Annotated in this window: 13 protein-coding genes; 3 read left to right on the top strand and 10 right to left on the bottom strand. The window is 49.2% G+C overall.

The window, feature by feature from the left end; all coding sequences use genetic code 11:
* Window positions 1-267: 267 nt before the first annotated feature.
* From AC2215_RS10440 to AC2215_RS10420, 5 genes are all read right to left on the bottom strand, one after another.
* Window positions 268-2,010, bottom strand: a complete 1,743-nt coding sequence (locus AC2215_RS10440; protein WP_486809929.1) for a serine/threonine phosphatase — start codon at window positions 2,008-2,010, stop codon at window positions 268-270.
* A gap of 15 nt (window positions 2,011-2,025) precedes the next feature.
* Entirely contained in the window at window positions 2,026-2,631 is a 606-nt protein-coding gene (locus tag AC2215_RS10435; RefSeq protein ID WP_486809928.1) for a pseudouridine synthase, read from the bottom strand.
* A 144-nt stretch (window positions 2,632-2,775) separates the two neighbouring features.
* Window positions 2,776-3,327 carry a peroxiredoxin family protein gene (locus AC2215_RS10430; RefSeq protein ID WP_486809927.1) on the bottom strand — a complete coding sequence of 184 codons (552 nt, stop codon included), beginning with the start codon at window positions 3,325-3,327 and terminating at the stop codon, window positions 2,776-2,778.
* 273 nt (window positions 3,328-3,600) lie between these two features.
* Complete coding sequence (locus AC2215_RS10425; protein ID WP_486809926.1) at window positions 3,601-4,206, bottom strand: peroxiredoxin; 606 nt, start codon at window positions 4,204-4,206, stop codon at window positions 3,601-3,603.
* Window positions 4,207-4,941: 735 nt separating this feature from the next.
* A complete protein-coding gene (locus AC2215_RS10420; protein WP_486809925.1) occupies window positions 4,942-5,298 on the bottom strand; it encodes a hypothetical protein in 357 nt (118 codons plus the stop codon).
* Window positions 5,299-5,542: 244 nt separating this feature from the next.
* On the opposite strand from AC2215_RS10420, the gene AC2215_RS10415 reads away from it, so the two are divergent.
* Both AC2215_RS10415 and psb35 read left to right on the top strand, forming a co-directional pair.
* Complete coding sequence (locus AC2215_RS10415; RefSeq protein ID WP_486809924.1) at window positions 5,543-6,232, top strand: response regulator transcription factor; 690 nt, start codon at window positions 5,543-5,545, stop codon at window positions 6,230-6,232.
* 203 nt (window positions 6,233-6,435) lie between these two features.
* Window positions 6,436-6,639 carry a photosystem II assembly protein Psb35 gene (gene psb35 / locus AC2215_RS10410; RefSeq protein WP_486809930.1) on the top strand — a complete coding sequence of 68 codons (204 nt, stop codon included), beginning with the start codon at window positions 6,436-6,438 and terminating at the stop codon, window positions 6,637-6,639.
* Window positions 6,640-6,799: 160 nt separating this feature from the next.
* On the opposite strand, the gene era is transcribed toward psb35, so the two are convergent.
* From era to lpxD, 4 genes are all read right to left on the bottom strand, one after another.
* Entirely contained in the window at window positions 6,800-7,735 is a 936-nt protein-coding gene (gene era / locus AC2215_RS10405; protein ID WP_486809923.1) for a GTPase Era, read from the bottom strand.
* A gap of 174 nt (window positions 7,736-7,909) precedes the next feature.
* Window positions 7,910-8,797: a CPBP family intramembrane glutamic endopeptidase gene (locus AC2215_RS10400; RefSeq protein ID WP_486809922.1), complete on the bottom strand. Its 888-nt coding sequence runs from the start codon at window positions 8,795-8,797 to the stop codon at window positions 7,910-7,912.
* Between the two features lie 157 nt (window positions 8,798-8,954).
* Window positions 8,955-9,353, bottom strand: coding sequence for an AbrB family transcriptional regulator (locus AC2215_RS10395; protein WP_486809921.1), 399 nt, complete (start codon window positions 9,351-9,353; stop codon window positions 8,955-8,957).
* A gap of 274 nt (window positions 9,354-9,627) precedes the next feature.
* Window positions 9,628-10,674 carry a UDP-3-O-(3-hydroxymyristoyl)glucosamine N-acyltransferase gene (gene lpxD / locus AC2215_RS10390; protein ID WP_486809920.1) on the bottom strand — a complete coding sequence of 349 codons (1,047 nt, stop codon included), beginning with the start codon at window positions 10,672-10,674 and terminating at the stop codon, window positions 9,628-9,630.
* 257 nt (window positions 10,675-10,931) lie between these two features.
* On the opposite strand from lpxD, the gene AC2215_RS10385 reads away from it, so the two are divergent.
* The gene (locus AC2215_RS10385; protein ID WP_486809919.1) at window positions 10,932-11,981 is read left to right on the top strand and encodes a mevalonate kinase family protein; all 1,050 of its coding nucleotides are present in this window, start codon (window positions 10,932-10,934) and stop codon (window positions 11,979-11,981) included.
* A 425-nt stretch (window positions 11,982-12,406) separates the two neighbouring features.
* On the opposite strand, the gene AC2215_RS10380 is transcribed toward AC2215_RS10385, so the two are convergent.
* Entirely contained in the window at window positions 12,407-12,721 is a 315-nt protein-coding gene (locus AC2215_RS10380) for a YkvA family protein (protein ID WP_486809918.1), read from the bottom strand.
* Between the last annotated feature and the right edge of the window lie 686 nt (window positions 12,722-13,407).

The raw sequence follows: 13,407 nt of genomic DNA, 5'->3' as shown, positions 1-13,407 counted from the left end.
GAATCGGGATGAAGTACTTTGCTCCCCAGCAACCAGATGTAGCCAGTGCGATCGCTTCGCTCATCAAGAGGCTTGCCAACCGCCCGAATCTCACCCAGAGTCGGCATCCCGTCGACGTCGCGGTCGCAAAACTGACGTTAACGTAACGTCAGTTCGGGTTAAGAGTCGATTTTTAACTGCCTCAACGAGAGAATGCAGGTTTGAGACCGACAAATGCTGAAAATCAGTAACGGCAGAATCAGGAGTTCAGCTTATCCCGAACTCACGTTAACGTACTCTGGCTCGAATCAGAATCGTGGTGATATTATCGTGACCGTTTTCGCGATTGGCCAGTTCGATGGATTTTTCTACCGCTTCTTCGAGATCGGTTGCGGGATCGAGAAATGGCTTAAGGTACGTTTCGGCATAGGTTTCGAGTAAATCGTTATCCGTCAATCCATCGGAAGCCAGAACGAACAGGGTATCGTCGTCAATCTCCAAAAACTGTACCTCGGGGGCGATCGCATCTTCGTCGAGAGGACCTAAAGCTTGGGTGAGCCGATCGGCATCGGCGCGACGGTAGGCGATTTCTGGGGGAATTCCCTGACGGATGGCTTGTTGGGCGACATCGTGATCGCGACTCATCTGCTGCAATCCCCGATCGCTTTTGAGGCGGTAGATGCGGCTATCCCCCACGTGGGCGATGGCGACCTGCGTATCTTGCACCAACACCATCGCTAACGTCGTCCCCATGCGAGCGCTGCCGTACCGTTCTTCCCGTTCGTTTTGTTCGTAGATCGCGCGATTGGCCAGATCGATGGCTTCGATGATGCTGGCTTCGTCGGGTAATTCATCGTGCCAGTGTCCCTGGAAATATTCCTTCAGCGTTTTGGCCGCCAGGGCGCTCGCTACCTCTCCCCCAGAATGACCGCCCATCCCATCGCACAGGACGTACAAACCTTTTGCCGATAATTGCCGTCCTTGCGGGCTGTCGGTCGTTTCGAGCTGCTTCCAAATCTCGAAGGTATCTTCATTATGGGGACGCCTGCGACCGCGATCGGTTTTAGCAGCATCTTCGAGGGCGAGTAACCGAGTCGGCAGGACTAGCGTCGAGGAAACCTCTTCCTCAAAATCCGAAGCCATCCATTCGGAAATCGACTCTTCGTACTCCACTGCAATCCCCTGAAGGATAGCGCGAACTTCTGCCACGGTGTCCCATCTTCCCGAACTCATACCGTGCAGCAAGTCGAGAACGTCACCGACGAGGGTTTGTCCGGACTGTTGGTAGAGAAACAGCCACATTTGCCCCAAATCCCGCAGCGAGATTTCTGATGCTGCAGATTCGGGATACAAGCGTTGCACGCAGAGAATTTGGTTATCATCGACCCGGAGATTATCCAATTCTAATAAGCTCTGGCGACAGGCAAAGACTTCTAAAGCCGCCCACAGTTCTAACATTTTGACCAACCAATCCAATTTTTGCAGGGTTGGCAACTGTCGATTGCCCCATTGTTGCACCAACAGCGGCCAGTGCGATCGCTCTTCGAGCAAGATGATGGTTTCCTCACTGTTTTGCCAGGTGTTGTGGAGAAACGGAAGGGTGGGATGAAAGCGATCCTGGAGGCGCCGATAGGCTAAGGTTTCCCGAGGGGGATCGAAGGTTGGGATGTGGAAGGGTTGAGAGTCGCTAACCCTGACCTGAATTTCTCGACCGGATGGAGTGGAACGGACGCAGATGGGGTCAAGGATGCGGTAGCGGTGTTGGGAATCCAAATATTCGGGCAATTCACCCGGTAAAGTACTGCCATCGCCCCATCGGCTTTCGAGAGTGGAGTCTGATGGAGTCTCGATCTTCACCATTGCCCACCACAGTACTCGAGCATCGGCACCGCATTCACCGCAGCGATCGCGATCGAAACTCACCCCCGCACCGCACTCGCCACAAATTTTATGGGTTAGCGCTGCTCCGCATTGTTGGCAAAACTTACAGTTTTCGGGATTTTTGGACTGACACTGCGGACAATTGAGCATAATTTCACGATCGTTTCATGCAAGAGGTCTACTCAAGTGACACAGGCGATAGAGAGTGTCGCATTCGGTGCGGGTTAAATCGCGCCACTGTCCGGGTTGGAGTCCGGATAGTTGCAAGTGGGCGATGCGCGAGCGCACCAATCGCAGGGTGGGAAATCCTACCGCCGCAGTCATTCGTCGCACTTGACGGTTGCGTCCTTCTGTCAGCGTCATTTCCAACCACGCCGTTGGGACTTGCTTGCGAAATCGGATCGGGGGATTGCGGGGCGGCAAATGGGGTTCTCGGGATAAAAGTTCGACCTGAGCCGGACGGGTACGGTACTTCTGTATTGCGACGCCCCGACGCAAGCGATTCAAGGCTGTTTCGTCAGGGATGCGTTCGACTTGTACCCAGTAGGTACGGGGCTTGGAAAATTTGGGATCGAGCAGTCGATGTTGCAGGTTGCCATCGTTGCCAAGCAACAGTAATCCCTCGCTATCGCGATCTAAGCGTCCGATAGGGTAGACGGAAGGCACGTCAATGTAGTCTTTGAGGGTGCGACGACGCTCGCCGATGCTGTTATCTGTGAACTGGCACAGGACATCGTAGGGTTTATAAAACAGAATCAACCGATGGGACACGACGGACGCAAAAGAATTAAGATGGCGATCTCGGTTGAGATCGGATCTCTTCCAGATTACCTCAATTCTAGATCGGCTCTCGTGTATCGCGACTGTCTCATCCCTGAGGACACAGCGCTTGGCAATCGGGCTGGGTCGATGGGTTTAAAGAGCTGACAGCTTGGCGACCTGCTCGAGTAAGGTTTCAACCGTTGCATTATGGTCTAGAAAGGAAAATAAATGTTTGTAGCGGAGTTTGCCTTGGGTATCGACGACGAATTGACCCGGTAACGGCGCACCCAGTGCTTGACCCACTTGATAGGTGCGGAACACTTCACAGTCTGGGTCGCTCAGCAGAGGCATTTTTAAACCTAAATCTCGGACGACGATTTGGCTTTGTCGTTCGTCGGTACTCGTCACCATTAAAACTTCTGCACCGGCCTCGAGAAATCGATCGTAATTTTCGTTGAGGGCTTTAATGTGGGGAAAGCAAAAGGGACAGTATTGATGTGCGGTAAAAATTCGAGTGAGGGCAATAATGACGGGTTGCTTGCCCCGATAATCCGAGAGTTTTACCGTGCCACCATTGGTGATGTCGGGCAGTTGGAAATTCGGCGGCATCACCTCTAAATATGAGGCGTTGGTGGCTGGAATCGGCAGAAAGTTTTTGAAGAACCGTTCGTTTAACAGACCGCGAAAGTTGGTGGACGTTAGCATTATCGCTCTAGATTGCTGGATATGGGAACTCGATCGATGTTTCGAGCTGTTTGGATTTTAAGGGCGATCGCAATTTAGATTGGGTCAAACCATACAGACTTCGCAAGCGCTCGAGCTGACAATCGGTGAAAACCTATACCCGGAAATGGCTCCAGGCGATCGAATCTATAACGTTGGGTTCTCGGGCCTTGGAGCAGCGTAAGAGTTGGAGGCGGGTGGGAAATCCGGCGATGGGCGCTCGCTCTTCATCCCCACGTCGATAACTGAAATCGACTAAACCGCAGCAAAGTATTCTTTGGACTTAACCGGATCGGGATTCATAGTCTTGTCTCCAGGTTGCCAACCGGCCGGACAGACTTCATCAGGGTGTTCCTGAACGTACTGAATCGCTTGCAGGGTGCGCAGGGTTTCATCGACATTGCGACCGAAGGCGAGGTTGTTGATGGTCGCGTGTTGGATAACGCCATCTTTATCGATAATGAATAAGCCCCGCAGCGCCACCCCAGCTTCGGGTTCGAGGACGTTGTACGCGGTGCTAATTTCCTTTTTGATATCGGAAACGAGGGGATAGTTGAGATCGCCAACACCACCGGATTTGCGATCGGTTTGAATCCAAGCTAAATGAGAGAATTCACTGTCCACGGAAACCCCAAGGACTTCGGTGTTGAGCTGGCTAAACTCTTCGTAGCGATCGCTAAATGCGGTAATCTCCGTGGGGCAAACGAAAGTAAAGTCTAGGGGATAGAAGAACAAGACCACGTACTTGCCGCTATAGTCTGATAGCTCGATCGTTTTGAATTCTTGATCGACGACGGCCGTTGCAGTGAAGTTTGGGGCAGGCTGACCTACCCGGAGACATCCTTCTGGTGTCTGAGTCATAACATTTCTCTCCTTGAGGGATTATGCGAGTTTAATGGGATGGGGATTGACCCGGCGCAGACTTTCGGGATCCCCAACTTTTTGAATTCTATTACAAACTGTAACATCTCGAGCGGACTCGTAATGACTCCCAGATGCACCCTATTACCATGAACGGCGATCGCAACACCCATATTCGCCATCGACGGTGAAGGCAAGGGGGGGACATAGGGGAGACAGATGCTTGTGCGTTCGGACTCTCCTCATCACCGTGACAGTTATCGCGACTTGTGTCAGTCTCGAATACCCATCGGTAAGAACAGATTAGACATCCGGTAGAAATCAAAAATTCGATCGATTTCTATGCCGAAGTCATGAATTTAGTCTCCCTTTCCCTTTGAACCTTTAACCTTTCACCCTTGTTCTCTAGATATCTATAGCGTTTCTCGAATGGATGAGGTTCTTAGATCCCCCTAAATCCCCCTTATGAAGGGGGACTTGAGCTTTAAAATCAGCTCTCACTGATTTGAGAAACGCTATATTCCCCTTGCCCCGTGCAATGTCGAGGGATTCTCGATTGCTACGTGAAAACCGACGGCTCTAGATCGAGACAAACTCATCAATCAGAGCATCCAGACCATCTGTAGATCTGTTAAGTTTAAAACTGGCTCGTGTTGTCAGACAACCGATCGCAGCTCGTTGATTCCCCAAAACCCATTCCCCAACTCATCGTCTCTCACAGATTCCGAGGGAGAGTTATTCTACCTGTTCTAAGTACCGTTCTAGATCTTCAATGGTGCGGGTGAGTTCGGCTTCAGTGGTCAGGCGAATGCGATCGTCTCGCAGAACGATGAGAACCTTAGCAGCGAAAGGACTCGGCCAAATATTGGGGTTGCAAAAAACTTCTAAGAAAACCTCTCCCGTATACTGATATTCCATCGGTTTCTGAGGGCTGACCTTAAGAGCGCGACCTGCTGTTGCGTTTTGGGTTGCCGCTTTCAATCGCTCCATCAGTTCGGCAATCTGGGAGCGCAATTCCCGCGCTCCTTCGGGTGTAAAGCGAAATGAAACCGAACCCTCTACCAAGTTAAGCTTGAGTTGGGAGACAGACATCAGCTAAATTTATCCAAAATATTCTGCTATATCATGTTACCTAGGATCGAGTCACTCGCTGTAAGGCAACTTGTCGTGTTATTGATGGAAGTAAGGCGTTGGTAAAGTAAGGATCGACGATTTATCCTCGAACCGTCCAAGTTCGTGCGGCAATCTTGAGACCTCTATCTGCTTCTGTCAGCGAGCGCCCGTATTTTTGTAGCTATTCTTTGTTAACCCCGTTTTCATCCTTAAAGTCCCGATCATGTCCACTGCCAAAATTCTTGTCGTTGATGACGATATCGCAGTTCGGAATCTCATCCATCGCTACTTGAACAAGCAAGATTACACGGTTGAATCTGCTGAAGATGGTAAAACAGCGCTGGCATTATTCGAGCAGCTCAATCCCGACTTAGTGATTTTAGACGTCAATTTGCCGGATACCACGGGCTATAGCCTCTGTCAGGAAATGCAGGAGCGCACGGGTGTATTTGTATTGATGCTGACAAGCCGAAGTGACGAAGAAGATGTCGTCCAAGGGTTTCAAAAGGGTGCGGATGACTACCTGACGAAACCCTTCAGCTTGGTAGAACTCGGAGCGAGGGTTGCCGCAGTCCTCAAGCGGCAACGCATCGTGACCCCCGCAGCAGCCAAGTGTATTACGGTCGGTGCCCTAACCATCGACCCCGGTAGTCGCGAAGTCAGTTTGAACGATACTCCGGTCAATTTAACCGCTCTCGAATTTGACTTACTGCACTTTTTGGCGAGCCACCCCAATCGCGTGTGGCGACGCTCGGAACTTCTGCAAGAAGTCTGGGACTACGATTATGTGGGAGAACCTCGCGTTGTAGACGTTCATATCGGTCAAATTCGCCGCAAGATCGAAGCTCATAGCGACGAACCCTCAAAAATTCAAACGGTACGGGGCGTAGGATATAAATTTGAGGATTCCTAATTGGGGTCGGTTGGGATAAATTCCGTTTGAGGGCGAACCCCATTGCTGAGGAAATTTCTCGATCGCCTTGGTATTGTTTGACCCTCAATCGTCTCCGAGCTCAAACGATCGATATTCATTCGATGGGCGATCGTTTAGTCTAAACTCCACTGCCAACCAATCCCGTTCAAAACAATAGAGGATGAATATCGATGAACCTACTGATGGATATTGCGGGTGTGAAAGAGGGATTTCAATTTCCCCTTGCATTTACCCTCGTTTATGTTGTTGGATTTATTGCAGCGATTTCGATCGGCTTAATTGCATGGTATAACTCCAAGCGACCCCCCGGTTGGGAAGATGCGAAGCGTCCCGATTTTATTCCCAAAATCGGGAATGACGATCCTGATTCTTCTAACCCAGAGTAAATCTCCCGCACGGGAAATCGATTGCCTTACTCGTTAAGTTAGGACTTAAGTTCGAACGGGCGATCGCTTTCTCGAGTTTTCTCAAGATCGACACACAATAAGAAACAAAGGAAGATCGCGCTCGTGCTAGCATACTTCTTCCCCTCTCCTCTCGGGAAGATTATTCTTCCACTCGATATCCAAATTGAGCCAGGCGCGTCCGAGATTGCCGCCATTTGGGCTGGATTTTGACGAACAACTCTAGATAAATCTTACCGCTCACGAGCTTTTGCATTTGTTTGCGTGCTGCAGAACCGATCGCTTTGACCATACTGCCACCTTTGCCGAGAATAATGCTTTTTTGAGAACCGCGTTCGACGTGAATTGAAGCAAAAATCCGGGTAATGTCGGGGCTTTCTTCAACTTTATCGATTTCGATCGCCACAGAATGGGGGACTTCTTGACGGGTGTGTAACAAAATTTGCTCCCGAATCAGTTCTCCCATAATGAAGCGTTCGGGTTGGTCGGTGACTAAATCCGGGGGATAGTAGTACGGTCCCAGTTCTAAGCAATCGACGATCGCACTTTGCAGGGTCGCGGTTCCCTCTCCAGTCAGGGCCGAAAATTTGACCTGCTGCCATTGAGAAGACCCCAGATTTGCGTAAGTGCGATCGATTTCTACAGCCGATTCTGCGGGTTGCAAATCGAGTTTGTTGAGTCCGACGATGACGGGGGTTTTCACATCCTGGAGTAAATCGGCAATATAGCGATCTCCTCCTCCGGCGACGGTGGTGCTATCCACAACCAGGACGATCGCATCGACAGAATGAATGGCAATCCGAGCATTTTTGACCAGCACTTTGCCCAATTGGTGGTGAGGTTTGTGAATGCCGGGGGTATCGACAAAAATAATTTGGGCTTCGGGGGTGGTGAGAATGCCCCGCAGACGATTGCGGGTGGTTTGAGCGATGGGAGAGGTAATCGCCACCTTTTGACCCACCAATTGATTCATCAGGGTGGATTTCCCGACGTTGGGACGACCGACGATCCCCACAAAGCCGGATTTGTAGTGGGGTGGGGGAGTGGGAATGAGGGGAATTTCGGGTAGGTCAGACATAAATACTGCCAGGTGCGATCGGGTTGCTTCAGCTTACCGAATCGGTGAGTTCGATGTCTACGAGACTGGCCATCGATCGTGGAAATCTGGAGGAAAAGGGTTAAAGGTTAAAGGGAGAAGAAATTCATGACTTTGCCATAGAAATCGATCGAATTTTTGATTTCGACCAGATATCTAATGCACTAAAGCAAGTATTCCACCCGTTGCTAGTAATAGTAAAATCCCCAAAAGACCGGCTAGGGGTTTGGCGGCGATGCCGGTTATCCAAGGGGTCACTTTGTCCGTGTAGCGGGCGCAGAAAATCGTATCGAAACTCGACATCCCCCAGATCCAACCCGCATGAAGGCCCCAGGCCAATCCCAAGCTGCCACCATCATCAATTCGAGCCAGTGTCAGAACCATTCCCATCACCCACAATCCGGGTAGCTGGGGTAGGGTTTCTCGAACTTCCCAAACCAGATGAAGTACAGCAAAGATCGAGCTGGCGATCGCCGCAGAAACCCATAATGAATAATCTTGCCTGAACAGATCGAGCAAGACACCGCGAAAGATAAATTCTTCGGTTCCACCAATCCAGAGGGCAAGACCGAAAATGGGGAGCAATGCCGTTACCAAAACTCTCGGGAACGGTGGAACTTTTGAGGTGCGAGCGGAGTCTATTTTGGCTAAAAAATCTTCCGAAAGCGTCCATTCAAGCCATCCCAACGATCGCTCGAAGGCAAATAAAACAATGAGGCTCGATACGGCCAATCCGAACCCCAACATTACCGATCTCAAGGTGGTCCAACTTCCGAGCGGACCATTGCTGGAAAAGGAGCGAAAACCAGCAGGTACGATCGTCCAAATTACAATTGGAACGAGTAGGTATAGCGATGCGAGAAGGGGTAACTTTTGTTCCCACTTTAAAGGCCCAAACGGTCGCCATTCACTTTTGAGAACCAAGGGAATGGCTAGGGGGAGCCAGAACCCCAACCACACCCCAAGAAATACCATTACCTTAATAAATGCCGAGCGTTCTCCTTGAAGAAATCGCGCGACAGGAGAAAGCAGGATAAAAGTCACGACGAACATATTGAGAGTAACGAACTAAACTTTGTCGGGGATGACATTCGTTCTTAGAGATCGTTCTCGCGATCGAGATATAGTTGGATTTTGTTTTCTGGGTTTGAATCCATAACAACAGAACTCGCAACGATCCTCAATCTTCTCAATGGGTAGATTACTCGTCTACCGCTCCGTTTTCTTCTCCATCTCTATCCACCTGAATCAGATGAATGTGTTTGTAGCCGAGCTTGATTTCAAACTCGTCGCCGGATTGCAATCCCATCGCTTCAGTATAGGTTGAGCCAATTACGATTTGCCCGTTTTTATGAACGCTGACGCGGTAGGTCGGCTCTCGACCGCGACCATCTTTCGAGCCTTCCGGACTCAGAGGAATTCCCCGTGCGGCCAGAACGGCATCATAAAAATCTGTCAAGTTGACGCGAGTCTGGTTACTTTTTGTGACCGTGTAGTATCCACACCGCTTTGCCGTTTCTCGGCGCGGTAAGTGGGAGAGTTCTTTTACTTTTTGAAGCAGGGCTTTTCCAGTTAGTGGTGCTGTTGTGGTTTCACTCATTGCATTATCAATTATTTACCTGTCACTAAAATAGTAGATCGCCTTAGCGAACTTGTAAAAGTGGCTTTATAAAAATATAGCGTTAATTTTCTCCATTTCAACACTCTTTCAAAAAAAATCATATTTATCGCTTAATGAGTTCCTACTCATACCTTCGCCCAACTCGCTCGATGGATCGGCTATTTTCCGGTTTCAGTACAAATACACAAGGAACTCATCCAATGGGCTCGTCTTTTTCACCCGAGAGGGGCAAAAATTCATCGATCGTCTATTATTAATCCGAGGACTTCAAGCGACGCTGGAGTTCTCGAAGGGTTTGATAGAATTCCGGGAGGCGTTTGTAGAGGGCGGAGTTTTTTAGCCAAAGTTTGTTAGCGATTGCCGGAAAACCAGAAACGATCGCACCGGGGGCGACATCTTGATGAATTCCCGTTTTTGCTGAGGCGATCGCACCATCTCCAATTCGGGCTTGATTGGCCACGCCAACTTGACCGCCAAGAAGGATATTATTGCCTAAAGTGACTCTTCCAGCAAGACCGACTTGAGCGGCTAAGGCACAATTCGATCCGATTTTACAACCGTGACCAATTTGTACGAGATTGTCAATTTTTGTGTTGGAACCGATGCGGGTTTCTCCGACGGCGGGGCGATCGACGCTGCTATTACAACCAATTTCTACGCCATCTTCTAAAATCGTGCAGCCCGATTGCTGCATTTTGAACCAACCTGAAGAAGTAGGAACGAAACCAAATCCTTCTGCACCGATAACTGCACCACTATGAATGACGCAATTGGCACCAATCCGACTGCGTTCGTGGATCGTACAATTGGCGTGCAATACCGTTCCCTCACCAATACGAACCTGGGGATAAATTACCACATTTGGGTAAATGCAAACGCGATCGCCAATTTCAACATCGCTGCTAATGACAACATTCGCCCCAATTGAAACGTTGTCTCCAATTCTCGCACTCGGATCGATAGTCGCTTGGGGGTGAATTTCCGGAGCGGGTTTAAAGGGTTGATAAAACAGTGCCAGGGTTCGCGCAAATAACAATCTCGGCTCGGAGGTCGCAATCCAGGCAATTTTTCGTTCGACCGCATGGGCTTGCAGCTCGTCGTCTGGGGGTAAAATTAACGCACTGGCGGCTGTTTTGCCGACCCGATCGGCAAATTTTCTATTCTCAATAAAACTTAGGGTTCCAGGGATGGCGTCATCAATATCGGCAACTCCCATAATTTCGGGATCTTCGGGCGTTAGACTCAAACTGGTCGCAGTTAACCCGTCGCCCAGTTGCGGGATAAGTTGGCTGAATTTCATATTTTTTTATTTTGATAGAATGGCGATCGCTCCGGCGTTTCATCCTGGCATTTTACCGGAGAGTTGGAACCCTCGATCGCCTTCGGATTTTTATCGTCGGATCTCGATAACCGATGGCAGCAATTGCCCTCAACTGAATTTTTGATGGACTGTCGAATTGTCACCTCATCGAGTCGCCCAAATGAGTTACGATTTTCTCGCTCTCGGTCGAGGGTATTTGTAAAGTTTTTCTATTATTCTTGACAAGAATCAGTGTAATGAAGCTATTTATTCCCGGTCGTCTTTGCCTGTTTGGAGAACACAGCGATTGGGCGGGGGGATATCGCCGCATCGATCGGAGTTTAGAGAAAGGATATACCCTCATCGTCGGTACGAATCAAGGAATTTATGCTCAGGTCAAACCTCATCCGACTCATTTCATTTTTCGCTCTTCCCAAGGACCAGCGATCGAATTACCCATGGAGCCCGAAATTTTATTAGATGAAGCGAGAGGAGGCGGATTTTTTAGCTACGCTGCCGGGGTGGCCTATCAAGTTCTGACTCATCATGCCGTGGGCGGGGTGGAAATTCATAACGATCGCACGGATTTACCCATTGCGAAAGGACTCTCTTCGAGCGCAGCTTTATGTGTGTTGGTCGCTCGGGCGTTTAACCGTTCCTACAGCCTAAAATTGAGGGTGGAGGAAGAAATTGAGTTAGCCTATCGGGGGGAAAGAACAACTCCCTCTCGCTGCGGTCGGATGGACTTTGGATGTGCCTACGGCGGGCAACCCATTTTAACGATTTTCGATGGCGATCTCACGGAAATTTTGCCTCTAACAGTGTCTCGAGATTTATTCTTCGCGATCGTGGATTTGGGGGCAAGTAAAAATACCCGAGAAATCCTCGCTCGGCTCGCTCGATGCTATCCTTTGGCGGAGGATGCACTGTGTCAGAACGTGCGACATTATTTAGGAGCAATTAATCGGCAGATCGTTCAAAATGCCGTTACTGCTTTGCAAGAGGGAGATGCGCGACAAATCGGATGCTTAATGAAACAAGCTCAGGCAGAATTTGACCGGTATATTATGCCAGCTTGTCCTTCGCAGTTGAGCGCACCAACTTTACATCACCTTTTAAGTTACCCTCGTCTTCAACCTTATATTTTTGGAGGCAAAGGTGTGGGTTCTCAGGGAGATGGTACGGCTCAGTTTATCGCGAAAGATGTGAGGAGTCAACAACAAATTATCGAGATAATTCAGGAAGATTTTCCCCAGATGCGGTGTTTGAAACTGACGATGAGTACCTCATTATCTCAAGAAGATTAAAAAAGTCTGAAAATTTGTTTTTGCCTTGGAGGTTGTATCGATCGAATCTGAGGACTCATCTTTAATCGAACTTATTTTTCCCGAATTCCTAGCTTGTTCCCCAAACATCTACCCAGTTTAACCGGTGGGAAGTCGGCTTCCGATTGGTAAGATGGTTTCAATCCTCAAGCCCTCGATCCCTCTAGCCCGATCGATTACGCTCGATGGAGGATTAGCGCTATATTAAATTCGGTAAAATATCGATCGCGATCGATGATGGCGTGGGTATATTACGTAGAAAGTGAGATATCCAAGCGATCGGAACGCTCTTTGTTCTCTCTTTGCGATCGCCAACAAATCAGCACTAACTTTAAAGACCGAAAAAAAGCATTGGCTCTCCTCTCGGTCTTATCCAGAAAATATTAAAATTAGCTTGTGAAGAACGGTTAATCCATCGAAACCGCTTCAACATCCACAGTGTTATCCGTCGCAGTTGCCGATGGCGTTTGCTCTTGTTGACCGACGGAGTCTGATGCAACCGTTCGATCGCGACGCGCTTCGATCCACTCAGTTGCCATTTGATAGACTTCCCCTAGCAGTAGCATGATGATGGCAACATCATCGATTTGACCAACAATGGGAAAGACGTCCGGAGAAATATCGACGGGACTGACCAAATAAGCAAGGGTTCCCAAGACAATCCACCAGCGATACTTCGGATTGCGTAGCGTGTTGCGATACCAAGTTAAAAACGATTGCATAACGTTACTCTTCATACGGCCACTGTTCGCGTTCTTCTTAATCTTGCCCGATCGAGCTACGAACTTTGAAGTGTAGATATCCTACCCCAGATCGATCCGGAACGATCGCCATCAAAGATTGAGGGAACCTTAAGAATCTAAAGTCTAAAATCAGGTCTAATCTGAACGATCTAAAACCGGCAGATGTTGAAGGGGAATGGGCATTTGTGAAAGGTTAAGGCTGTATTCACTTTGTCAACCTGGTAATAATCGACCGAAAACCCGGAGTCGGGGGGTCTCCCCCCAAACCCCCCGTCGGGGGACGAACGCCTCCCCCGAGCCCCCTGCGTACAAGAGGGAAATCGTCAAAATTTTTATTTTGCAAGGGTTTGAGCGATTCGAGCCAGGGAACTTGACATTCGGCAAAATTGCTTAACCTTTCACCAATGGGGAACGGGGAATGGGGAATAGAAAGTACTTGTTTCGGGCGATCGTGTAAATAAACTGCGGGCGAAGCGCAGGGGAAGCAAAGCGCAGGGGTTACGCTATCAAATCTAAAATCTAAAATCCAAAATCTAAAATTCCTCACTCACATCGTTCCAAAAAAGCCGCACATTCAACATGAGCTGTTTGGGGAAAGAAATCGGCTAGTTTAACCTTTCGCACTTGATAGAGATCTCCTTGGCACAGTAACTTCAAATCGCGAG

It is taken from the genome of Zarconia sp., from assembly GCF_057467645.1.
Note: the sequence above shows the minus strand (reverse complement) of the source record. Positions and strands in the feature narration are given on the sequence as shown.